Origin of the sequence: Propionivibrio sp. (assembly GCF_049316945.1) — a bacterium.
Lineage (GTDB): Bacteria > Pseudomonadota > Gammaproteobacteria > Burkholderiales > Rhodocyclaceae > Propionivibrio.
Genome location: NZ_JBMOJE010000049.1, coordinates 13,130 through 34,345, shown reverse-complemented (window position 1 = coordinate 34,345; position 21,216 = coordinate 13,130). Strand labels below are relative to the sequence as shown.

Genomic DNA, 21,216 nt, shown 5'->3' with positions numbered 1-21,216 from the left:
TTGACCCGGAATCTGACCGAAGGAAATGCAGAGCCAGTTCGTTTATCAAACAGGTTTTTTAACATCTTGATCAGATGGAGGAGTCTGGATTCCGGGTCAAGCCCGGAATGACGGCGGTGGGGGTGACGGCAAATCAATGGGTTAGCGGGCAGAAAAAATTACCCTGGTCACCTCACTGTTTGACGACCAGTTTTTGTCCGTCGGCGAAAACGATCATTTCCGGATCGAAGCGCGATGTGTATTGTCCCTGTTCAAGACTGGCGAGCGCCTGGTGCGATTCGAGATAGCGGTTGAAACGGCGCGCTCCTGCCCAACTGCCTGAAGCACCAGCCTTCAAACCATCGGCATAACTGACACTGACCACGCCCACTTCATTGTCGAAGATGTCGATGAATCGGATCGAGCCGCGTATGCCGCGAATGTCCTTCTGCCCCTTGTTTTCGAAACCGAGTTTGACGATCTGATTTTCGGCATGCCCCTTTTTTTCGAGTCTGAGGTCCAGGACCGTGACGTTCAGCAGGTCGCCAACGGCTTTCTTGAGCGCGGCGCGCTCTACTTCAAATCTTCCATTCATTAATCTGGCTTCGACTTCCTTCCTCACTTCATCATCAACCCAGGCTTTTTGCTGTTCGATGATCTTGCCGATGGTCAGCCCTTCTTCTATCGGCTTTTCGCCAAGCGCCTCACCCAGTTTTGCGCGCATCAGGAAACCAAGAAACAGCTTCCTGTCGTTCACGCTGAGTTTGTCGATAGAGGGCTTCAACTCCGTTACCCATTTCGCCATCACCTTTGGCACGACCTTGTCCTTTGGCCCTTCGCAACCAGCGAGGATCAAGGCAAACAGGATTGCAAGCAGAAATTCTTTCATGGTCAAAATTCTACAATCTTGCCCGGCGCTAACGAATACCCAAATCTGCTCAAATTGATACCTGCTTTTTGGTATTCGAACTGTATTTCGACAACGATTTTGTATTTTCCGTACGAATTCTGCTCCAGTAGCGTTATCCAGCACCTCAGAGGCTGTGAAAAAATACCTGAACACCCACCGCAGAGGCGCAGAGTCGCAAAGGTTTCGCAGAGAAAACCTTTAAAAATAATGGGGTTACTCTGCGTTTTCTCTGCGCCTTTGCGCCTCTGCGGTGGATTCTTGATATTTTCACAGGCTCTCGGCGGACCCTGTTTCATGACTCGGAAAGCGAAAGGATGTAATCCGAAGCGGCAATCTGCCCCTGATTAAATCCCTGAAAACCTTTAATCAAAATACTTGCATGCGGGTATTTTTGCTGAGGCCGAAAAGTTTGAGACTTAAGCTTATTACCGATTCTTATATCATCATTCGAAGCAGCAGCCGACGCCCATCAGAGGGGGCTTTCTTTAGCGTGCAGGCTTGATTCCTGGATGAGGATGGGATGGGAATCGCTCACACGACTTTCACGGTAACCGAGGAGACGGCTATGGGATTCACACTGGTATCCGAATCATTTCGCGACAACAACATGATTCCTGCGCGCTACACCTGCGATGGCTGGGATATGTCACCGCCGCTTTTCTGGACGCGGCCTCCGGAGCGAGCGAACAGTCTCGTTCTGATCGTCGACGACCCCGACGCACCCGACCCGGAGACTCCCGACAGGCCCTGGGTGCACTGGCTGCTTTACAACATTCCGCCCTTTTCCGGTGATCTTGAAGAAGGGGTGACCACCCAGGATCTGCCACTGGGATGCCTGCAGGGAATGAACGACTGGGGCCGGACCGGCTACGGCGGGCCTTGCCCGCCACGTGGAAAACATCGCTATCGCTACACGCTTTACGCGCTGGACAGGGTGCTGCCGGACTTGAAAACCCCGGACCGGCCCGCCCTGGAAAAAGCGATGCAAGGCCATGTTGTTGCCAAAACCGAACTGACGGGCATGTACCAGCGGTTGCGCGTTTAGCGTGAAAGTCGCGTTAGCGGCTCTCAAACCTCCCCTCGCCCTCTGGGAGAGGGGTCGGGGGTGAGGGAAACGGGCATGACTTTCATAATTTGGGACGCCTTGCAAAGCCATGCCCGTTAGGGGGCGGGAAAATAATATATTGCAGTGTGGCTGCGTAATTAGCCACGTTGCTGCTTGCTGTTGTTTGACTGATAGCCGGGAGTGTTGCCATTCTTGATATGCCTCAGCGCGATTACTACGCCGTTCTTGGCATCGCTAAAGACGCCGGTCTGAAGGCGATCAAGGACGCTTTCCGCCCACTCGCCATGAAATATCACCCGGATCGCAACAAGGAGCCAGGAGTTTCAGATCGTTTCAAGGAAGTCGCCGAGGCCTATGCCGTCCTCTCCGACCCGAAGAAACGCAGCAAATACGATGCCTACGGATTTCCCGGCGTCGCTGCCTTCAGCGAACAGGATCTGTTTGGTGGCATCAATTTCGACGAACTGATCAGTGGCCGCCAAGCACTTAAAGTGCCAAAACGGGGAACGAATATCGAAGTCAGCATCATCGTCTCGCTGGAACAGGTAGCGCACGGGGGCGAGGAGACCGTTCGCCTGAGCCATCCGGCCACCTGCCCAGCCTGCCAGGGCAAAGGCGGCCAGGGCGGCACCGCCGCCCGCAGATGCCACGTCTGCAACGGCTCGGGGCTCATCACCGAAAGCCAACTCGGAGTTGATCCGCATTTCGTGACGCAACTGATCAGCCCGTGCACCACTTGTCTCGGGTGTGGCAGCATCATCGATCGACCCTGTGCGGAGTGTCGCGGTACCGGACAGATCGAGTTGGAAGAAACCCTGACGGTAAACATCCCGCCCGGCATTGCTGAAGACAGGGTGCTGCGCATTGCCGGCAAGGGAATGCCTAGTCCCGACGCCGGCGGCAACGCCGGCGATCTGCTGGTGGTAGTGCATACGCGGCACGATCCGCGCTTCGAACGTAGCGGCGCCGACCTGGTCCGCCGGGAAACCATCGCCTTGACCGATGCCGTGCTCGGCGCCACGTGGCAAGTACCGGCCCTGGAAGGCCCCGCCAGCGTGCACATTCCACCCGGCACTCAATCCGGCACCGTCCTGCGTCTGAAAGACAAAGGCCTGCCCGAATTCGGCAGCGACCGGCGCGGTGATTTGTTTTTGCACCTGATGGTGCAAATGCCGGAAAAACTGTCGCAGAAAGAACGAAAACTCTACGAACGGCTGCGTGCTCTGGAGAAAACCGGCAGTGAAAGGATGCGGAAGCAATTGCGTGAAGAGTCAGGGGTGAGGGGAAATTGCGGTTGAAATTTGATTTTTGCAGGGGTTGAACAGCGGCAGTTCGATGATCGCGAGCCTGCGACAACAACCCTCCTGTGACCCGCATGAATTGGCAGCCCGTAGGGTGGATAAGCGAAGCGCGCTCTCACTGGCCCGCGTCGCCGACCTGCATTGCATACTTTGCCAGGTCGGTAACGCCCTGAAGGCCGAGTTCGGTGCTGAGATAGGTCTGATTTCGGCTCACGGAGCGAATGGCCGGAAGTAACTCGCTGCCGACGTCCATCTTGAGGACGTAGCCAAGTGCGCCGGCATTGATCATCTGGGCAACCCGCTGCGGTTCGACATGGGCGGACAGGCCGATGACCTTCACTTGGGGATAGATGGCCAGAAGCTGTCGTGTCGCTTCAATGCCGTCCAGATTGGGCATGCTCAGGTCCATGCACACCACATCCGGGTTGCACTCGCCAACGGCCTTGAGCACGCTGAGGCCGTCCGCCGCTTCGCCGACGACTTCGATATCGGGGGCCAATTCCAGGACCATGCGCAGCGCCGTGCGGAATAGCATGTGGTCATCGGCCAGCAAGACGCGCAATTTCATGACGCTCTCCGTTCTGCCACTTCCCTGATGAATACCCGGAATAATTCAATCTGCAGCGGTTTGTAATACACCGCGATGCCCCGGTCGGCCATGCTGCGGATCAGCGCCGGGTCGGTGTCACCGGTAATGATTAGCGCGGGCAGATCATGGCCAAAAACATTCTTTACGTTCTGGATCACATCAAATCCGGTCTCATGGTCGGCCAGACGGTAATCCGAAATCACGATATCCGGCCTCCGCTCGCTAAGGCCTGCCATAAGTTCCGCACCGGTCGTCGCCGCCACCACTTCATGACCGGCATCCTCCAGCGCAAGAACCAGCGCCCCCAGGACTTTGGCATTGTCTTCAACCACACCGATCCTGAGCGATCTATCAGCAAATCGCTGGTCCCACGAAAGCGCAGGTGCAACCACCCGGCCCGGCGGGAGTTCGATGGCGAACATCGAGCCACGACCGGGCCGTGAGCGCAGACGGATCTGCAGGCCAAGCAATTTTGCGGTCTTGGCCACGATCGCCAGACCCAGGCCACTGCCCCGGTTTCGTGCATCATCACCAAGCTGCCTGAACTCTTCATAAACGTATTCGGTCTGGTCCTCAGCAATACCGATGCCGCTATCCCAGACTTCGACCCACAGTTTGCCCTGATGGCGCCGGCAGCCGATCAGCACGCCGCCTTTCTCGGTATAGCGCAGGGCGTTGTCCACGAGGTTGCCGAGCACCCGACGCAACAGGATCTGATCGGTACGCACAAAGGCGCCAGTACTGCGCGTGCGAAGGCGCAAGCCCTTCAGCCCGGCTTCGGCGGAATGGACGGTAACAAGCGAAGTCAGCAACTCGTCGAGAGGAAAATCGGTCAGTTTGGGGATGACCACGCCTGCGTCCAGTTTGCTGACGTCGAGCAGATCAGTAAGCAGAGCAGACAGGCTATCGACGCAATCCAGAATGCTGCCCACCAGTTTGGCGTTCTCCGGCGTGGAACGACTCTTCAGTACACCAACATACAGCGAGAGCGCCGAGAGCGGCTGCCGCAGGTCATGACTCGCCGCCGCCAGAAAGCGCGACTTGGAATGATTGGCTTTTTCGGATTCGGTCATGGCCGCGATCAATGCCGCTTCGTTGCGCTTTCGCAAGGTGATGTCACAGGAAAATCCGACTGTGCCGACAATGCGACCATCGATCACGAGAGGAGATTTATAGGTTTCGAACCATTGTTGCTGCCCGTCTGTTCTCTTCAATTCTTCGACCTGCTTGCTGGTGCCGCTGGCCAATACGGACAGGTCATCAGCCCGGTAAAGTGCCGCCATTTCTGGCGGTGCAATATCCAGGTCATTCTTGCCAATCAATGATTGTGCCGACGGCCACCCAATGCCGGCAGCAAATGCCTTATTTACGGCCAGGAAGTGACTTTGCTCATCCTTCAGCCAGAGCATGAATGGAATGTTATCGAACAACTCATTTTGAAAATGCACGCGCTGCCGCAAGGCCTCTTCGGCTTGCCTCTGCAGCGTAATCTCGACGAGGATGCCGTTCCACAACACGCTTCCGTCCGCCTTGACTTCCGGCACGGCCTGGCCGCGCACCCATTTGAGCGAGCCACTCATTGTGCGAATACGGTGCTCGTGCAGCCAGGGGGTAAGTGTTCTTAGAGAGTGCCCGATGGATTCCCGATACGATGCTCTGTCCTCCGGAATGATGCACTGAATCATTGCGTCGTGATCAGCGCAGGCTTCTTCTGGCGACACTTCGTAAAGGCTCATTACCCAAGGACTGACGTAAAGGAAAACCCATTCCCCCTTCGGCATCACCTGGAATTGATAGACGACTCCGGGAATATCCTGTAACAGAATGTTAAAGCGTGCCTCGCTTGCCTGCAAAGCCGATTCCCGCTTTCCCAGGGCTTCCAGCAAACGGTTGAAGGCACCGATGAGTTGTCCGGTTTCGTCTCGCCTGGCGCTGGAAAAGTGCGGCAGGGGGCTACTGGTATCCGGCGTTTCAGCCACTATTTTCACGGTAGCCAGCAGCGGCGAAAATTGGCCTCTTATCACCCACCAGGTCAGCCCACCCGCCAGCAGCGTCAGGAAGAGGGTGGCCAGCAGCAGGTGCTGCTGCATGTTGCGGATCGTGGCAAAGACTTCTTCGGCTGGCAATACGGCCGACATGTACTGGGACCTGCTCTGCGTTGCAGCCGACACCTCGCGCAGGGTTCCACTGGGCAAGCCAGGCACATTTTCCAGTGTGTAGAGCCGGCTGTTGAGTTCGGTATTAACCGGCGCGGCGACCACGGGCACGGCAGATAACTGTTGCTCGTTTATTAGACGCTCGATGTCCGTGCGCAGCATCTGGCTGGCGTAAAACGACAGCGACCACAAGCTCGACAGAACAATAGCCAGCATGGCGAGTGTGATTCTGGTTTTGAGTGACTGCCGCGAGAGATAGGCAGAAAACATGCTGGTTTATCCCCATATTGATGCGGTTGATGTTGTTGAAGACAGGATCACAAGACTGAAAAACCATCATTCCGGGCTTGACCCGGAATGATGGTTCAAAAGCACTTGTCTCTGACCAATGGCTGAGGGACAAACTGCCGTTAATCCTGCTACTGCATCGCCAGACAATTAATGACGTATGAGATTACACGGAAACCGGGATTTTTCAATACTGCATTCCGGGTAATTTCAACGAGACAGCCCGAAGGGCGTCCAAGCCGGCCTCGGGCCAATATAACCTTGGCGCTTGGCAATTTCCGAAGGCAGCGACAACGTCCTCATGGAACACTGCCAAGCATTAGCGCCGCCAATGTATCCGCAACAGGGTTTCAGCTTCGTTGTAGTGGAAATCCAGATCGCCTTTATAGGCATGGTGCAGGGCTTCGCCCAGAGTGCGCGCGAGGTGGATATCGGTGGTGGTAACGAGAATGCCGTCCTCGCGCCCCTCGTCCTCATCCTTGATGTTTATGATACGCGCCAGGGCGTGTTCTTCCCGGACCCTTTCCGCATGATGCTGGAGCAGACTGAGAATTTCGCCACGGTGTGCCGAGAAGAACGCGCCGCGAATATGCAGGTAGCCGGCAGGGAATTGATCGCGAATACGGAGGCAAGCCGGGCAGACCACTTCTGCCGATTCGGGCTGACGATTGCCCCATTGCCAGCGGCCTGCATGAAAAATGGCACCGCAGTCGGGACAAACCGACGGTTCGGCTGGCTTTTGCTGCAATCTGTAACTGTCGTGCTCGCTATCCTCGATCAACTGGTTGCGACGAACAGACTTGAATCTGCGCTGTAATTCGGCAGAGGATGAGTCGAGGTTCATAACCTTCTCCTTATTCATTGAAAAGAACGGTTTCGGGTTGCCATGCTTGATCCTAAAAACCTCAGTCTATCCACGAAAATCACGAAAGACACGAACAAAATCAACAGCTTGATGTATTTTCTCTATTCACCCTTTGGGTGGCGATCTTCAGCTTATTATCTCCTTGATTCTTTTCGTGCTTTTGGTGTTTTTCGTGGACGAACTGCTTTTTCTAGGTTGATGAGTGCCTGGCAAGTTGCGCTTGCGCAGATGCCCGCAAACAAAAAAACGCGCCTTGGCGCGCTTGCCCTTTATCAAAAGGGGATGAATTATTCGGGTCTTTCCCGAGCGGTTCGCCTTTGATCAACAACAGGATCAGGACGCGTGCGTTATAGGAAAATTATAGAATCGCTACCGGCAAAAATGAATACCTGAATGGGTATAAAAAGATTACCAGGAATCATGTATTTGCATGCTCCTGGAGCTAGCCGAGTCAGCGACTGTGAAGGAATGCCTGAATTTTGCAAAGCGCTCAGAGGCTGTGAAAAAATACCTGAACACCCACCGCAGAGGCGCAGAGTCGCAAAGGTTTCGCAGAGAAAACCTTTAAAAACAATGGGGTTACTCTGCGTTTTCTCTGCGGCTCTGCATTTCCTTCGGTCACCTTTGCGGCTCTGCGGTGGATTCTTGATATTTTCACAGGCTCTCAGTCGGGAAACAGTTCGGTGACCAGATCTCTCAGGCCCTGCACGGAAATCGGTTTGATCAGCACTTCATTGAAGCCGTTGGCCAGAAAACGATCGATATCCATCTGCATGGCGTGTGCGGTGTAAGCCACGATGGGCAAGGTGGCGAAAGCGGGGTCGCTGCGCAGCTCCCGGCAAACTTCTTCGCCGTTGAGGTCGGGCATGCGGATGTCGAGCAATACAAGATCGACGGCGGGATTGCTGCGAAGCCAGTTGAGGGCGGCATTCCCGCCGTCCACCTCGGAGCATTGCCAGCCCAGTTTGTGGAAGATGGCTACCGCCAACCTGCGGTTGACCATCACGTCATCTACCACCAGTACGCTCCTGGGAGTGCCTGTCGTCGGAGTTGCTGTCATCGCTGATGTCATTTCGTTTACGCTTTCTCGTTTGCTGCGGGCAGTACGACATGAAAAATCGAACCAACGCCTGGCGTCGATGTTACGCCGATCTCGCCGCCCATGTGTTCAACCAGTTGCTTGGCCAGTGTCAACCCAAGCCCGGTACCCTCATGGCAACGCGTGGCAAAGGTTTCGCTCTGACGGAACTTCTCGAAGACAAGTTCCTGATCTTCCGGCCGGATGCCAACGCCGGTGTCCTGCACCTCGATGCGTACGCGCTCGCCTTCACTTACGGCACGCAGCGTTACGCCACCCTGCTCGGTGAACTTCAGCGCATTGCTGGTCAGATTGAGCAGAACCTGGCGCAGTCGCGCACCATCGGCAAATACCGCTGGCGGCATCCCGGCCGGGATCAGTTCGAGCGACAGGTTTTTCTTCTGCGCATGCCCGCGCTGCACGGCGACCACACCGCCCAGCAGATCAGGCAGATCGACAGTAGTCAGATTGAAGTCCATGCGCCCGGCTTCAATCTTGGCCAGGTCGAGAACGTCGGTGACCAGGCTGAGCAGATGCTCGCCGCTGACCCGGATGGTCTGTGCATATTCGCGTTGCGTCGGATCTTCGAGTTCGGTTTCGAGCAACTCTGCAAAGCCGAGGATGCCGTTGAGCGGCGTGCGCAATTCGTGCGACATGTTGGCCAGGAATTCGCTCTTCATGCGGTTGGCTTCTTCGGCCGAACTGCGCGCTTCCTCCAGGCGGCCGAAGGAATGCTGCACATCGTTGGCCATCAGGTTGAAGGACTTCGCCAGATCGGCCATCTCGTCTTCGCCGCGCACTTTCAGGCGATGCGCCAGATCGCCGCCCTGGAAGCGGCGAATGCCGCCGCCCATTTCGGTGATGCGACTGGTGAGTACGCCGGCCATCCAGATGGCGATGGCGATCACCAGCACGATCATCACCAGCGTCGACGCGGTGAGGCCGAAAGCGGTGCTGGCCAGATGTTCGCCGATGGCGCTTTGCAGGCCCTCGCGTTCCTGTTTGAGTTTGCCGTCGGCGCTGGCGATCAGCGTATCGATGCGCTGGCCCGACTCGGTGGCAGCCTTGTGGAAGTCGTCGACGTTGGCGCCGATCGTCACATAACCAAAACCGCGTTTGCTGGCGCCGTACTGACCGGTGTAATAGGGAATCGTTGCGGCTGTTGTCAGCTTCCACAGCCCGGAGAAGAAAATGACGAAGGAACCCGAGCCGCCGTTCTCGGTGAGCGCATCCCAGCCGTGGCACTGCGGCGAGAAGTTGAGGTAGCGGCAGTCGAGGGCAACGCTGCCGGACTTGCCGGACTCCGGCGCCGGCTTGCGTTTGAGTGACTGGTCGCGGAATGGCGGCACCGTCGGCTGGAATTCGTGCCAGGGCTTGCTGCTGGTTTTCCATTCAGTCCACAACTCGCCGTCCATCCAGGGCGGTGCCGGCTGGCCGGTTTCCGGGTCGTAGCCGACGATGAAGTAGTCGCGCGGATGCGAGATCGAGCGGCTCTTCTGATCCCAGATGAAAGCATAGTTACCGGACGCCGGGTCGGCGATCGGGGCAAAGCGATCCGGGGTCGGCCGAACGCCATTGCTGAAGGCCATCAGGTGCGCGTGGTCGAGCGCCAGCGTCACGTAACCGACGATGCGCCCGCCCTTCTCGACCGGCGTCGCCCAGCGCACGATGCCCCGGAAATGCTTGCCAACCGGGTTCTCCAGCCCGGCGTAACCGGATTCTTCGGGCGTAAAGGGTTTCTTCAACTCCTCCGCCCTGGCCTTGGTGTACGGACCGATCCACTGCGTACGAACGTAGGGGCCGATCACTTCGGATACGAAAATCTCGCCAGCCTTGAGTTTTTTCAGTTCCGGCCAGTAGGTTTCGGCCTTGACGAAAGTGTTCTCGCGCCGGCTGACATCGCGCAGCCCCGGCTTGAGCAGGTCGCCCTGCTGAACCTTCACCTTTTCCATGCCGCCGACGTCGATGAAGCTCATTTCGAGAAACAGCGGCTGCAGCTTTTTGTCTCCGTAATTTTCCGGAAGGCGGGTGTGGAAGTCCTTGGCATTGTCCGGCAATGGAGGTCGAACCGGATTCGTGGCCCGGAACGGATCAAGCGGCATCCAGCCCTTGCCGTCGACGGTCGGCACGTACTTGCCGTGTTCGTAGAGTTCGCGCGTGTGCCCGGCGAGGAAGCGGCGATAGGCGGCCTCGGAAGGATCAAGAGCGGAAGCCTGCAGCACTTCCTTGTCGCGGTCGTACAGGAAGTCGGCCACCTGCCGCGCCAGATCGGTGGTCAGCGATTCGATGGCCTCGCGCGAACGCTCGTCGAGTGCGCGCACGGCGTCGTCGTTGGCGGTCTTGCCGGTCTGCTGCTGGGTGACGCGCATGGCGTCGGCCATCTCCAGCGCCCGTGACGAAACCCCTTCGCCCAGCCCCTGCGCCGCCTGCCAGGCATACCATGCAAGCAACACCAGCGGCACCACCTTGATGGCAACGAAGATCAGGATCAGCTTGGCACGAATCCCCATCCGCTCGAATAATTGCGGGATTTTCATCATTATTTTGACCTGCCTCCATTTGCCGTTTCTGCCAGGGAATACCGGGGTGCCGATTTCCATTTTGTGTTCTGATCGGTGTTAATCTGAAAATCTCAGTCTATCCACGAAAATCACGAAATACAGCGCGTAGCCTCCCTGAAGAGGGACGAACATAATCAACAGCTTGATGTATTTTCTCTATTCACCCTTTGGGTGGCGATCTTCAGCATATTATCTCCTTGATTCTTTTCGTGCTTTTGGTGTTTTTCGTGGACGAACTGTTTTTTCTGAGATTTAATCATCATCGCTGCAAGCCGCTCCAGATGGCGTTCTACAAGCATGCATAGCCAAGAACCAATGAATACGCCACTGTTCAGGCCTATGGCCTGTAGATTGCCTATCCATGCGGTTTGCAGCCATTTTGATACCAATATTCGAGAAGCCTGGCGAATTGGAAAATAACCAGAAAAAAACCTATCAGCCAAAGATAAGCACAGTCCACGAAAAACACGAAAGGCACGAAAAATTTTCATAGCACAATCCGTTCAACGGTTGCTTTCGGATAACAACCGAAGTTCACTAATAGCCCTAAACGCAGTCCTGTTGCTTTCAGGTAGTTCAACACCTGCGCCTTGTGCGCGCCCGTTATCACAGAAAGTGCTTTGAGTTCAACAATGATGGATTCATTACAGACAAAGTCTGGAATAAAAGTTTGCTGCAACATCTCACCTTTATAGAAAAGCTTCAGTTCCTGGTGTGCAACAAATTGAATCCCGCGTTTTGAAAACTCCTTTTCAGTGCACTCTTGATAGACAGCCTCAAGAAAACCACAACCCATTTCCCGATACACGTCAAATATTGCGCCTTGTATCTGATAGCACTCTTCCCTGTGCCAAATTTCCCCTTCGATTTTTCTTTCGTGCCTTTCGTGCTTTTCGTGGACAGAATCGCCACTTTTGGCATTTGAAAAATCAGCTTCTGGCGAGTCCCCCTTAGTCATGCTTGGCCATCCAGTCCCGCACATTGTCGGCCAGATCGCGCAGGGCTATTTCCCAGAACGGAAGCTGCCGCCTGACCTGGTTGAAATCACCGTTGCGAGCCGCTTCCTCCAGGGCTCGGGCCAGAATCATGGTGGCCGGGCTGCAGGCGCTGCCGGCCAGGCCCTTGGCGGTATGCGCCGCAAGCGATGCGGCGTCCACATTGCCGTCGTTGAGGGCTTTGAACAGTGCCTCGGTTTCGGTGAATAGCGCCTGGATGATCTCCGGCAGGATACTGATGGCCATCTCCTGATCGCCATCCATTTGCTCGATCAGCGCTTGCGCGTCGAAGGCGCAGACACCTTCCGCCGAGACGGCGGCGACGGGTTCGCTGACGATGGGGGATTGGCCTTGAGCGCCCAGCCAGCGGCGGATGGTTTCTTCCAGTCTGGCGGCGTCGATGGGCTTGCTCAGGTAGTCGTCCATGCCGATCGCCAGCACCCGTTCGCGGTCGCCTTCCATGGCGTCGGCGGTCATGGCGATGATCGGGATCTGCCGATCGCGCACGGAGGCCTCGCCATCACGAATGGCGCGCGTCGCCGCAAAGCCATCCATCACCGGCATGCGGCAGTCCATCAACACCATGTCGAAATCACGGACTGCCAGGGCGGCGAGTGCTTCCTGCCCATTGCCAGCGACCTCCACCTGATGCCCCTGCCGCCGGAGCAGCGCGGTCGCGAGCTTCTGGTTGATGGCGTTGTCTTCGACCAGCAGGATATGCGCGCAATGCTCCTCTTCTTTCAACTGGTGGCGGGTGATCAGTTGCGGCGTATCAGCACGCGCCTTGCCCAGCATGCTGAGCAGCGCCCGCTCCAGCAGATCGCCACGCACCGGTTTCGGCAGATAGGCGGTAAAACCGGCGGCCAGCAGTCGTTCGGCATCGCCGAGCATGGCCACCGAGGTGAGCAGCATCAGCGGAAAATGGGCCAGCGCCGGATCGGCCTTGATGCGCTCACCGAGGGTTTCGCCGTTCATGCCAGGCATGACCATATCGATGAGTACCGCGTCCAGCGTTCTGCCGGCGGCGCTTTCCTGCTGCAACAGTTGCAGCGCCGCTTCGCCGCTATAGGCAGTGAGGACGACGCATTGCCAGTTTTCCAGCAGCATGCGAATCAGCATGAGATTGGTGGCATTGTCATCAACCACCAGAATGCGCTTGCCGGCCAGCACGGCTGGCAACGGCTCCGCTTGCGTTTCTTGCGCCTCCTGTTCAGTGAAGGGCAGCACGAACCAGAAGCTGGAACCGGCGCCGGGGGTGCTGGTAACGCCGATTTCGCCGCCCATCAATTCAACCAGACGCTTGCAGATCGACAGCCCCAGCCCGGTTCCACCAAAGTGTCGGCTGGTGGACGTCTCGGCCTGGGTGAACGGGGAGAACAGTTGCGACAGTTGCTCCGGCGGGATGCCGATGCCACTGTCGCGGATTTCGAAGCGCAGTCGTGTCGGCTCGCCCTCTTTTTCAACGCTGACGCTAACGACCACCTCGCCCTCGGGGGTGAACTTGATGGCGTTGCCGATCAGGTTCAGCAAGATCTGGCGCAGACGTCCCGGGTCGCCACGCAGGCGGGTCGGCGCTACCGGGTCCATCAGGCTGATGAATTCGATGCCCTTTTCCTCGGCGCGCAGGGCAAGCAGGGTGCTGACTTCGTTGAGCAGGACACGCAGGTCGAAATCCAGGGTTTCGATGTCCAGCTTGCCGGCATCGATCTTCGAGAAGTCGAGGATGTCGTTGATGATGCCGAGCAGGGCCTGAGCACTCTGCTTGGCCGTTTCGGCAAAATCCAGCTGTTCCTCGTCGAGATGCGTGGTCAGCAGCAATTCCGTCATGCCCAGGATGCCGTTCATCGGGGTGCGAATTTCGTGCGACATGTTGGCCACGAACATGCTTTTTGCGTTGTTGGCCGCTTCGGCCGCTTCCCGCGCCTGGCGCAGGTCGGTCACATCGACGCGGAAACCGACGATATGGCCGTTCGGCGTGTGCCGGTCGATCACGCGCAGCCAGCGACCGGAGGAGGTGAGAATTTCTCGCGCCTCCTCGCCGGAACGGTGACGGCGGAGCACTTCGGCAACCCACGCTTCCTCACGCCCCAGGGCTTCGGGGTATTCCCCGCACTGAGCGCTGGCGCGAGCGATTTCCTCAAAACTGCTGCCGGGCACCATCAGATCGGCGGTGAGCGGAAATACTTCGCGACAGCGGTCGTTGCAGAAGATCAGCCGGTCGTTTTCGTCATAGATGACAAAGGCCTCGTCAATGGCGTCAATCGCCGCGCGCAGGGTTCCCTCGCTATGCTGAAGGGCGTTTTCAGCGGCTTGCCTTTCCACGTCACGGGCCACTTCCAGCGAGGCGGTGAGGGCATTCACGGCGCTGGCAATTTCCCCGGTCTCTCCGGGCAGGGGCGAAATGCGCTGGGACAGGTCGCTGCCGATCCTTCGCAGACCATCCTTGATGGTGGCTACGTCCCGGGTGAGGCGCGTCGCCACGACAAAGACAAGCAACATGGCCGCCGCCAGCATCAGCGAGGTAAAGGTATAAACCGTGAGCCGCATTTGCTTGATCTCGGCCATGATCGTATCGATCAACTGGTTGGCCCAGATGTAGCCGACCACCGTGTCGTTTTCCCGAATCGGCGTCATCGCATTCAGGATATTGCCACGCACCAGAAAGGCGCTCTCGACGGCAGCTTCGCCCGTTTCCATGACCTTCCTGCCGGGGTGATTGGCGGCAATGGAGATGCCTACCTTGTTGCCGTATTCGGCACTAGGGCCGTAGGTGAGGATGGCATCCAGCCGACGATGGTAGTAACCGACTCCGATGCCGGGAAAAGCGGCAGCCACTTCGTCGGTGTAAGGAGCCAGGGCGATATTCAGCGCCTTGATCTGGGCGGCGCGCTCTGCCAGCGTTTCCTGATCGCCGGACTTCACCTGGCGATAACCACCACGGGCCTCGAATTGGGAAAGCATCAGGCGGGTGACGCCCAACAGGTGCTCATGCTTTTCCGCAAGAATGGCCTTCTCCGCCCCCAGTGTGAGGAAATGGCCAAGACCGCCGATGGAAAGCCCGACGATGGGAATCAGCACCAGCAGCAGACGTGCCCTCAAGTTGCGCGGCCACAGCTTTTGCAGAAATTTCATTGACTCATCTCACCTGAGCGGGTGTGAAAATATTCAAAATCCATCGCCCAAAAAGGCGCAGAGGGGTTTGGGCAAGCAGTAGGTCGGCAAACACATAGATATCCGATTCGCAAGAACACCGTGCAGTCGTGTCTATGACGATGGCTGAGCTTACCGGATTTGCATCCTCATTGGGAGGTATTAAGGAGAATCAAGCGCTGATCCCCGAGGCGATGATGCAATACCTGCTGCCCCTGGTTTTCATCAACTTAGAAAAAGCAGTTCGTCCACGAAAAACACCAAAACCACGAAAAGAAGCAAGGAGATAACAAGCTGAAGATCGCCACCCAAAGGGTGAATAGAAAAAATACATCAAGCTGTTGATTTTGTTCGTCCCTCTTCAGGGAGGCTACGCGCTGTCTTTCGTGATTTTCGTGGATAGACCGAGGTTTTCAGGATCAAGGAGCTTGCTGCTCGATACGTTGCAGGAAGTCGTCCAGTGCATCGTGCCCGCTGTCGAACAGGATCGACGCTTGCTGTTCGGCAGAGGATAAGGGGTCGTGGTATTGCAGTTGATGCTGCAGGATGGCAATACCGGCCTCCGAGGCATCGGTGCCGGCTTGCTCACGAGCGACCAGTCGCTGACGTAGCGTGGATTCGCTGGCGCGGCAGGAGAGAATCCGGAACGGGATGTTCAGTGTTCCGGCCAGACTGCGGAAGATCTCCCGTTGCCAGCTTTTGAGGCTGGCCGCATCGACCACCACCGGGTAGCCAGCCGCAAGAATCTGGCGGGCGAATTGCTCCAGTTGCTGGTAGGTAGCCCGCGTCGTTTCTGCGGTGTACAGACCACGGCCTGGCGATGACTCACTGCGCGCCAGGGCTGGCAAGCCACCGAGCCGTTTGCGCTCGATGTCCGAACGTAAACGCAAGGCACCGATGTGCTCCAGCACAACTTGCGACACCCAGGTTTTTCCCGACCCCGAGAAGCCGTGCATGAGCAGCAGTTGCAGTTTCCGTGGCCGACTCGCGCGCCGGGCGAAGGTCAGGTACTGCGTGCGGATTGCTGCCGCCTCCTGTGCTGCTGGCGGCTCTTCCTGGGCGGCGCGGATGCCTGCCACCTTGGCGCGGACCAGTGCGCGATAGACTTGGTAAAAAGGCAGACACTGCAAGCCCGCGTAATCACCGGTGGCTTCCAGGTAGTGGTTGAGAAAGCGGTAGGCATAATCGGCTCGCCCCCTTTCTTCCAGATCCATGCTCAGAAAGGCTATCTCGCTCATCACGTCGATCCAGCGCAGATCCGGATTGAATTCGATGCAATCGAAAATCTTAGGTGTTCCGTTGAGCAGGGCAATGTTGCCCAGATGCAGGTCACCGTGACACTCGCGGACAAAGCCGTTGCCCTGGCGGTTCACCAGAAACCGCTCCAGACGGGCGTATTCGTCACGACTCCAGGATTCCAGTTCATCAAGCAAAGCCTGGTCCCCGGCATGGCCTGTTGCTGCCGGGAACGGACTTAAATTCTGGGCCACCAGCGCCCATACCACCGCCGGTGTTCCATAGTTGCCCCCGGCTCCAGTTCGCGGCACTTGGGCATGAAACCCGGCGACCCGGTCGGCCAGAGCGTCGATTTCCGCGGGTAATAATTCGCCCTGCGCCAAGCGTCGGTCAAGCAAGGCGGTCTGCGGGAATTCGAGCATCTTTACGGCAAACTCAATGGCTTCGATGCCATCGGTGCTGTCCATGCCGCTGCCGAAGTGCGGGTCGCTCGGCGTGCCTTGGATCGGCACGACAGCAAGATACAGTTCGGGCGCCAGGCGGCGGTTGAGACGCAACTCTTCTTCACAGTAAAAGCGGCGTTGTTCAAGACGGCTGAAATCAAGAAAGCCGAGATTGACCGCTTTCTTGATCTTGTAGGCAAAGCGACCGGTGAGCAGCACATAGGAAATGTGCGTCTCCAGCAACGCCACCTTTTCTACCGGATGCGGATAGCGTGCAGGATCTTGCAGGGCATGCACCAGGGTAGGCTGGTCACTAATCATATGAACCTTGAAAACCAGTAGTCAGTCATGGAGAAATCTATGGATAACCCCGTCCAAGGTAAATTTGTTCTAACCATCCGCCGTGGCCCGAGGCCAGGCTTCGCGCTCATACCGGCGAAGGCCGGTATCCAGATTCGTCCATCTGATCAAGATGTTAAAAGACCTTTTTGATAAACGAACTGGATTCCGGGTCAAGCCCGGAATGACGAAAATTTTTACAGTACATATCAACATGACTGACCATTAGTTCAACACAGGTTACACGGAGAAAAGCAGGGATAACAGCTTTCTGTGCTGAACGCGGTTTCAGGGACCGCCCCGGGTCATGGGTTCTTGATATTTTCACAGACTCTCGGAAACGGTGTTGATCTTGCCGACCCATTCGAGAGTTCATTTCCAGTACAGAATATGCGGGTCCTTCCGGCGGCCAGGCACAACCGGTTTGTCGGGCACGCCGACAATAATCGGGACGATGGCCATCATCTCAAGAGTGATTCCGATTCTGGATTTTATTTCCGGATCGTTAAGTGCCGAGACGGCTGAGCCGATAACACTGCTTCCAAGGCCCATGGAGCATGCGGCAAGCATCAGGTTTTCTGCTGCCAGCCAGCATTCTGCGGTGGAAAATCGTACCGCCGACTTGCCGCAAATGACGATCAAGGTGTTGGCGTTATAGAAAAGATTGAATTCCGGGCTGGCGAAATAACTGAGAGGGTGACCACCCCGTTCGAGGTGAGCGCGCTGGATCTCCTCGATCAAGAATGGTTTTGCCCGATCCGAAAGCTGCTTCAGAGCATCAACGTCCTGAATGATCGAAAACGCCCGGGGATCCTCGTTCATTGAAGTTGGAGCGCGAACGGCGGCCAGCAGTAAAGCACGGATCGTGGCTTGATCGACTCGCTCCGGGGTGTAAGAGCGTACCGAAGCCCGCTGGTTGATGGCTTCGATGGTGCTGATGGGCGTGCTTGAACTGGTCACCGCCTGATCCTCGTTATCGGCACCGGTTGGGGGCTTTTCACGCGCAAATGCTCAACTCAGGGAATCGGGCACGCCTTAATTTTGCTGATTTTGCGCTAACCATGGATAAGCCTTCGCCATCAATCGCTTGATCAGCACCCTCTGGATAATCATTGCCTGGACTTGTTCAACCTCGGAGGCCTCCCGCTTTTCCTTGCCGCCGGAATTTCCGTTTATCGAGGTCGCCGGATGACTGGATTCTTCAATCGTTGCGAACTCGGCATGTTTCTGATGGGAAGAAACGTGCTTTTTCTCATGCTTTAAATTTCTCATTGTGGATCAAATTCCTCTCTACCGTAGCGACCAGGCAGTCATTAGCTATCAGCCAACACGTCCTGCAAGGTCGAAGAGGACGCTTTGCCCTCGTATACCAAAAAATAATTCGCGGATCATTCCGGCCTCAATTCAATGCGGTCAATCCCGAAGATCGAGTGGAGATTCTGCTCTGCCAAGCCTGAAAAAAAAATACCTGAAATAGGTTATTTTTTTTACCGTTTTTCGGGTAATCAGAATACGGGCATGCAAGTATAGCTTTGTCATTTCGCCGGCACTATATTTTGCAAATGCTGAACACTTTCTCCTGGTCTTGGTGGCGGTGTTATCCGATTGCTTTTTAGCCAACGAGGAGAACTTGAATGAGATTCAGCTTGATACGTTATTGCGTGGGGGTGGTTTTGGTCCTTGCTGTATGTGGCCTTTATCTGGAAAGGGCTTTTGTCATGGAAATGGCAGGGCTTGGAAAGCAGGGCGTTGTTGCGACCATTCCCTTGGCGGAAAAGCCTGACGGTGGCAAGGATTTCAGAAAGCGCCCAGGCGTGCGCAAGCAAGATTCGGTTGCCTCGAAAGAGGAAACGAAAGGAGGAGATCGTAAAGAGATGGATCGTGGTAACGAGTTGTTCGTTTTACTGTTGCAAATCTTGCGGTCTCCAAGATGAGTCCGCGCCATAAGAAGAGGGCGCCCAGCGTCGTTCGGTCGAGGTGAAGTAGCTCGTTGAAGCAATCTTCTGGCCACGACTGCCGAGCACTGGCGGCTTGGGGCTCATGATGGTCAGTATTGACGGCTTTGCCGCGTGGTTGTGTTGTGCTGTGTGCTGTGTGCACCGCCTCGCCGGCAAGAGAAAGTACGGTTTTGGTAACCATGGATGAAGTGATCGGAATTTCCCAGCGCCATCCGGCAAAGTACTGGCATGTACTCGAAGATGGCCGCATCCAGTGCGATGTCTGTCCGCGCGACTGCAAACTCCACGCAGGGCAACGTGGTGCGTGTTTTGTTCGCGGCCGGGTCGAAAACCGGATGGTGCTGACCACCTACGGTCGATCGTCCGGCTTCTGCATCGATCCGATAGAAAAGAAGCCGCTCAATCATTTCTTTCCCGGCTCCAGCGTGTTTTCCTTCGGCACCGCCGGCTGCAATCTGGCGTGCAAGTTTTGCCAGAACTGGGATATTTCCAAGTCGCGCGATATGGATCGCATGATGGATCTGGCCTTGCCGGAAGCCATCGCCATGGCGGCACGCTCTCACACCAATTTGAGTGTGGCCTTCACCTACAACGATCCGGTCGTTTTTCTCGAATACGCGCTGGATACGGCCGATGCCTGCCACGAACTGGGCATCAAGACCGTGGCGGTCACGGCTGGCTACATGCACGATGCGCCGCGCCGCGAGTTCTTCGCAAAAATGGATGCCGCCAATATTGACCTGAAGGGTTTCACCGATGATTTTTACGTCAAGCTCTGCGGCGGGCACCTGCAACCTGTTCTCGACACGCTGGCCTACGTCCATCACGACACCGACTGCTGGCTGGAGATCACCACCCTGCTGATCACCGGCCATAACGACTCGGACTCAGAACTTGAGGCGTTGTCGAAATGGGTGGCGAAGGAACTGGGCCAGGACGTGCCGCTGCACTTCAGCGCCTTTCACCCGGACTGGAAAATGACCGATGTGCCGCCAACCTCGCCGGTCACGCTGAACCGGGCCCGGCGCATCGCCCTGGATGCCGGTCTGCATTACGTCTACACCGGCAACGTGCACGATGTGCAGGGCGGCACCACTTTTTGTCCGGCCTGTCATCACGCCCTGATCGAACGCGACTGGTACGATATCCGCCACTATGATCTGACGCCACAGGGCAGTTGCCCCAAGTGCGGGACCTTGATTGCCGGGCACTTCGGGACACTCGGCAAACCCTTCGGGCAAAATCGCATTCCCGTTTATATGCGGCTACAGACATGAATCGCGGAACCCGCACCGGCACGCGTGGTTTCGCAGCCTCCAGGCGATTGCTGTCGGTGCTGACCATAGTGCTGGGCGCTGTCCTGATTTTTCTGGCGCCAGAGACTTGGGCTGGGCTGGTACTGCTGGTGCTTGGCGTCCTGGTTGAAGTGATCGGCATGTCGATAGGTCATCAGCGCAGCCATCACGGCAAGTACCAAGACTCGCCATAGACAGGGCAGCGAGGAGCCTGTTACCGAATCGTCGCTAAGGAAAACAGGATGCATTCGCAAGAGTAATGAAGGCCTGGAAATTTTTGGCTACATGGCTGCGATGCTTATGGATAGGCGATCTACAGGCACTGCACCTGAAGAGTGCCGTTTTAATTGGATTTGCTGGCAGCATGCTTGCAGAACGCCTGTTCATGAGCCTTCCAGCCATGATTCCTGCAGCCATGAACCTAAAAACCGCAGTTCAAACCACGGCGACACGGCGGACACAGCGAAAAGCCTCAGCATTTCAGGATTTCATGGCTCACCCAAAGGGTGATTCATGAAAACATTGCAAATCATTGTTTTTACGCTGTGTTCGCTGTGTTCGCTGTGGTCAACTGCTTTTTCCAGGATGAAAGGATGTTGGCGATGAGGCGGCGCAATACCGGATTCTGGATTTGGGCCGAGGCGCTGGATCTGCTGCGCAACGCAGAGCGTTTGCAGCGCCGGGTTGTTGCGCAGGATGCCTTGCAGGCCGTGCCGTGCTGGGAGCCAGCCGTCGATCTTTACGAGCAGGGCGACGAGTTGAAGCTGTTCGTTGCCTTGCCGGGTGTCAGCCCGCGGCAATTTGAGGTGATTCTGGAGGGCGCCGGACTGGTCGTGCGCGGCAGCCGCCCGATACCGTCGGCGCTGCAGCGCGCCGCCATTCATCGTCTGGAGATCCCCTACGGAAGGTTCGAACGCCGGATAACGCTGCCGCCGGGACGCTTCCGCTTGCACAAGCAGTTTTTCGAGGACGGTTGTCTTGCCATCGTCCTGCGCCACCTTTGATGA

At 56.6% G+C, this 21,216-nt stretch carries 21 protein-coding genes, 1 tRNA gene and 1 pseudogene; 10 read left to right on the top strand and 13 right to left on the bottom strand.

Translation table 11 applies throughout. From position 1 onward, the window contains the following. Positions 1-172: 172 nt before the first annotated feature. A complete protein-coding gene (locus tag ACOYNV_RS12655) occupies positions 173-868 on the bottom strand; it encodes a hypothetical protein (protein ID WP_422900143.1) in 696 nt (231 codons plus the stop codon). Between the two features lie 541 nt (positions 869-1,409). Between ACOYNV_RS12655 and ACOYNV_RS12650 the strand changes: the two genes are divergently transcribed. Continuing rightward, positions 1,410-1,934, top strand: coding sequence for a YbhB/YbcL family Raf kinase inhibitor-like protein (locus tag ACOYNV_RS12650; RefSeq protein WP_422900142.1), 525 nt, complete (start codon positions 1,410-1,412; stop codon positions 1,932-1,934). A 218-nt stretch (positions 1,935-2,152) separates the two neighbouring features. Continuing rightward, positions 2,153-3,253 (top strand): DnaJ C-terminal domain-containing protein, encoded by a 1,101-nt coding sequence (locus ACOYNV_RS12645; protein WP_422900141.1) that lies wholly within the window; start codon positions 2,153-2,155, stop codon positions 3,251-3,253. 118 nt (positions 3,254-3,371) lie between these two features. Here the strand turns inward: ACOYNV_RS12645 and ACOYNV_RS12640 are convergent, their stop codons facing one another. The 3 genes from ACOYNV_RS12640 to ACOYNV_RS12630 form a co-directional block, all read right to left on the bottom strand. Then, on the bottom strand, positions 3,372-3,824 hold the full coding sequence (locus tag ACOYNV_RS12640; protein WP_422900140.1) for a response regulator: 453 nt from the start codon (positions 3,822-3,824) through the stop codon (positions 3,372-3,374). Beyond that, positions 3,821-6,271: an ATP-binding protein gene (locus tag ACOYNV_RS12635; RefSeq protein ID WP_422900139.1), complete on the bottom strand. Its 2,451-nt coding sequence runs from the start codon at positions 6,269-6,271 to the stop codon at positions 3,821-3,823. Before ACOYNV_RS12635 ends, ACOYNV_RS12640 begins: the two co-directional genes overlap by 4 nt. Positions 6,272-6,608: 337 nt before the next feature. After that, the gene (locus ACOYNV_RS12630) at positions 6,609-7,133 is read right to left on the bottom strand and encodes a BCAM0308 family protein (RefSeq protein ID WP_422900138.1); all 525 of its coding nucleotides are present in this window, start codon (positions 7,131-7,133) and stop codon (positions 6,609-6,611) included. A 42-nt stretch (positions 7,134-7,175) separates the two neighbouring features. On the opposite strand from ACOYNV_RS12630, the gene ACOYNV_RS12625 reads away from it, so the two are divergent. After that, the gene (locus ACOYNV_RS12625; protein WP_422900137.1) at positions 7,176-7,475 is read left to right on the top strand and encodes a hypothetical protein; all 300 of its coding nucleotides are present in this window, start codon (positions 7,176-7,178) and stop codon (positions 7,473-7,475) included. A 343-nt stretch (positions 7,476-7,818) separates the two neighbouring features. On the opposite strand, the gene ACOYNV_RS12620 is transcribed toward ACOYNV_RS12625, so the two are convergent. From ACOYNV_RS12620 to ACOYNV_RS12600, 5 genes are all read right to left on the bottom strand, one after another. Then, positions 7,819-8,214 (bottom strand): response regulator, encoded by a 396-nt coding sequence (locus ACOYNV_RS12620; protein WP_422900136.1) that lies wholly within the window; start codon positions 8,212-8,214, stop codon positions 7,819-7,821. Between the two features lie 17 nt (positions 8,215-8,231). After that, on the bottom strand, positions 8,232-10,772 hold the full coding sequence (locus ACOYNV_RS12615) for an ATP-binding protein (RefSeq protein ID WP_422900135.1): 2,541 nt from the start codon (positions 10,770-10,772) through the stop codon (positions 8,232-8,234). 155 nt (positions 10,773-10,927) lie between these two features. Continuing rightward, positions 10,928-11,284, bottom strand: coding sequence for a hypothetical protein (locus ACOYNV_RS12610; RefSeq protein ID WP_422900134.1), 357 nt, complete (start codon positions 11,282-11,284; stop codon positions 10,928-10,930). Beyond that, on the bottom strand, positions 11,281-11,751 hold the full coding sequence (locus ACOYNV_RS12605) for a GxxExxY protein (RefSeq protein ID WP_422900133.1): 471 nt from the start codon (positions 11,749-11,751) through the stop codon (positions 11,281-11,283). The genes ACOYNV_RS12610 and ACOYNV_RS12605 overlap by 4 nt, the downstream gene beginning before the upstream one ends. Beyond that, positions 11,744-14,920, bottom strand: a complete 3,177-nt coding sequence (locus ACOYNV_RS12600) for a response regulator (RefSeq protein ID WP_422900132.1) — start codon at positions 14,918-14,920, stop codon at positions 11,744-11,746. The genes ACOYNV_RS12605 and ACOYNV_RS12600 overlap by 8 nt, the downstream gene beginning before the upstream one ends. 134 nt (positions 14,921-15,054) lie before the next feature. On the opposite strand from ACOYNV_RS12600, the gene ACOYNV_RS12595 reads away from it, so the two are divergent. Then, positions 15,055-15,228, top strand: coding sequence for a hypothetical protein (locus ACOYNV_RS12595; protein ID WP_422900131.1), 174 nt, complete (start codon positions 15,055-15,057; stop codon positions 15,226-15,228). 332 nt (positions 15,229-15,560) lie between these two features. Here ACOYNV_RS12595 and ACOYNV_RS12590 read toward each other — a convergent pair. Beyond that, positions 15,561-15,678, bottom strand: a tRNA-Leu gene (locus ACOYNV_RS12590). A gap of 450 nt (positions 15,679-16,128) precedes the next feature. Next, a pseudogene (locus ACOYNV_RS12585) lies at positions 16,129-16,596 on the bottom strand (phosphotransferase); the annotation flags it as partial. Between the two features lie 78 nt (positions 16,597-16,674). Here ACOYNV_RS12585 and ACOYNV_RS12580 point away from each other — a divergent pair. Next, positions 16,675-16,959: a hypothetical protein gene (locus ACOYNV_RS12580; RefSeq protein WP_422900130.1), complete on the top strand. Its 285-nt coding sequence runs from the start codon at positions 16,675-16,677 to the stop codon at positions 16,957-16,959. Positions 16,960-17,328: 369 nt separating this feature from the next. Here ACOYNV_RS12580 and ACOYNV_RS12575 read toward each other — a convergent pair whose 3' ends face one another. Next, positions 17,329-17,916 (bottom strand): nitroreductase family protein, encoded by a 588-nt coding sequence (locus ACOYNV_RS12575; protein WP_422900129.1) that lies wholly within the window; start codon positions 17,914-17,916, stop codon positions 17,329-17,331. A 75-nt stretch (positions 17,917-17,991) separates the two neighbouring features. Beyond that, on the bottom strand, positions 17,992-18,228 hold the full coding sequence (locus ACOYNV_RS12570; RefSeq protein WP_422900128.1) for a hypothetical protein: 237 nt from the start codon (positions 18,226-18,228) through the stop codon (positions 17,992-17,994). A gap of 362 nt (positions 18,229-18,590) precedes the next feature. Here ACOYNV_RS12570 and ACOYNV_RS12565 point away from each other — a divergent pair, with 362 nt between their 5' ends. The 5 genes from ACOYNV_RS12565 to ACOYNV_RS12545 all read left to right on the top strand — a co-directional run bounded on the left by ACOYNV_RS12565 (position 18,591) and on the right by ACOYNV_RS12545 (position 21,213). Then, positions 18,591-18,890, top strand: coding sequence for a hypothetical protein (locus ACOYNV_RS12565; RefSeq protein ID WP_422900127.1), 300 nt, complete (start codon positions 18,591-18,593; stop codon positions 18,888-18,890). A gap of 203 nt (positions 18,891-19,093) precedes the next feature. Next, the gene (gene amrS / locus ACOYNV_RS12560) at positions 19,094-20,191 is read left to right on the top strand and encodes an AmmeMemoRadiSam system radical SAM enzyme (RefSeq protein ID WP_422900126.1); all 1,098 of its coding nucleotides are present in this window, start codon (positions 19,094-19,096) and stop codon (positions 20,189-20,191) included. Continuing rightward, entirely contained in the window at positions 20,188-20,403 is a 216-nt protein-coding gene (locus ACOYNV_RS12555) for a hypothetical protein (RefSeq protein ID WP_422900125.1), read from the top strand. The genes amrS and ACOYNV_RS12555 overlap by 4 nt, the downstream gene beginning before the upstream one ends. A 65-nt stretch (positions 20,404-20,468) precedes the next feature. Continuing rightward, on the top strand, positions 20,469-20,726 hold the full coding sequence (locus ACOYNV_RS12550) for a hypothetical protein (protein WP_422900124.1): 258 nt from the start codon (positions 20,469-20,471) through the stop codon (positions 20,724-20,726). Positions 20,727-20,802: 76 nt separating this feature from the next. Next, entirely contained in the window at positions 20,803-21,213 is a 411-nt protein-coding gene (locus ACOYNV_RS12545) for an Hsp20/alpha crystallin family protein (RefSeq protein ID WP_422900123.1), read from the top strand. Positions 21,214-21,216 lie beyond the last annotated feature (3 nt).

What these genes read in the sequence shown, in the direction of transcription:
- ACOYNV_RS12655 (WP_422900143.1), bottom strand. Translation starts at nt 868, where the DNA reads ATGAAAGAATTTCTGCTTGCAATCCTGTTTGCCTTGATCCTCGCTGGT.
- ACOYNV_RS12650 (WP_422900142.1), top strand. Translation starts at nt 1,410, where the DNA reads ATGGGAATCGCTCACACGACTTTCACGGTAACCGAGGAGACGGCTATG.
- ACOYNV_RS12645 (WP_422900141.1), top strand. Translation starts at nt 2,153, where the DNA reads ATGCCTCAGCGCGATTACTACGCCGTTCTTGGCATCGCTAAAGACGCC.
- ACOYNV_RS12640 (WP_422900140.1), bottom strand. Translation starts at nt 3,824, where the DNA reads ATGAAATTGCGCGTCTTGCTGGCCGATGACCACATGCTATTCCGCACG.
- ACOYNV_RS12635 (WP_422900139.1), bottom strand. Translation starts at nt 6,271, where the DNA reads ATGTTTTCTGCCTATCTCTCGCGGCAGTCACTCAAAACCAGAATCACA.
- ACOYNV_RS12630 (WP_422900138.1), bottom strand. Translation starts at nt 7,133, where the DNA reads ATGAACCTCGACTCATCCTCTGCCGAATTACAGCGCAGATTCAAGTCT.
- ACOYNV_RS12625 (WP_422900137.1), top strand. Translation starts at nt 7,176, where the DNA reads ATGCTTGATCCTAAAAACCTCAGTCTATCCACGAAAATCACGAAAGAC.
- ACOYNV_RS12620 (WP_422900136.1), bottom strand. Translation starts at nt 8,214, where the DNA reads ATGACAGCAACTCCGACGACAGGCACTCCCAGGAGCGTACTGGTGGTA.
- ACOYNV_RS12615 (WP_422900135.1), bottom strand. Translation starts at nt 10,772, where the DNA reads ATGATGAAAATCCCGCAATTATTCGAGCGGATGGGGATTCGTGCCAAG.
- ACOYNV_RS12610 (WP_422900134.1), bottom strand. Translation starts at nt 11,284, where the DNA reads ATGAAAATTTTTCGTGCCTTTCGTGTTTTTCGTGGACTGTGCTTATCT.
- ACOYNV_RS12605 (WP_422900133.1), bottom strand. Translation starts at nt 11,751, where the DNA reads ATGACTAAGGGGGACTCGCCAGAAGCTGATTTTTCAAATGCCAAAAGT.
- ACOYNV_RS12600 (WP_422900132.1), bottom strand. Translation starts at nt 14,920, where the DNA reads ATGAAATTTCTGCAAAAGCTGTGGCCGCGCAACTTGAGGGCACGTCTG.
- ACOYNV_RS12595 (WP_422900131.1), top strand. Translation starts at nt 15,055, where the DNA reads ATGACGATGGCTGAGCTTACCGGATTTGCATCCTCATTGGGAGGTATT.
- ACOYNV_RS12570 (WP_422900128.1), bottom strand. Translation starts at nt 18,228, where the DNA reads ATGAGAAATTTAAAGCATGAGAAAAAGCACGTTTCTTCCCATCAGAAA.
- ACOYNV_RS12565 (WP_422900127.1), top strand. Translation starts at nt 18,591, where the DNA reads ATGAGATTCAGCTTGATACGTTATTGCGTGGGGGTGGTTTTGGTCCTT.
- amrS (WP_422900126.1), top strand. Translation starts at nt 19,094, where the DNA reads ATGGATGAAGTGATCGGAATTTCCCAGCGCCATCCGGCAAAGTACTGG.
- ACOYNV_RS12555 (WP_422900125.1), top strand. Translation starts at nt 20,188, where the DNA reads ATGAATCGCGGAACCCGCACCGGCACGCGTGGTTTCGCAGCCTCCAGG.
- ACOYNV_RS12550 (WP_422900124.1), top strand. Translation starts at nt 20,469, where the DNA reads ATGAAGGCCTGGAAATTTTTGGCTACATGGCTGCGATGCTTATGGATA.
- ACOYNV_RS12545 (WP_422900123.1), top strand. Translation starts at nt 20,803, where the DNA reads ATGTTGGCGATGAGGCGGCGCAATACCGGATTCTGGATTTGGGCCGAG.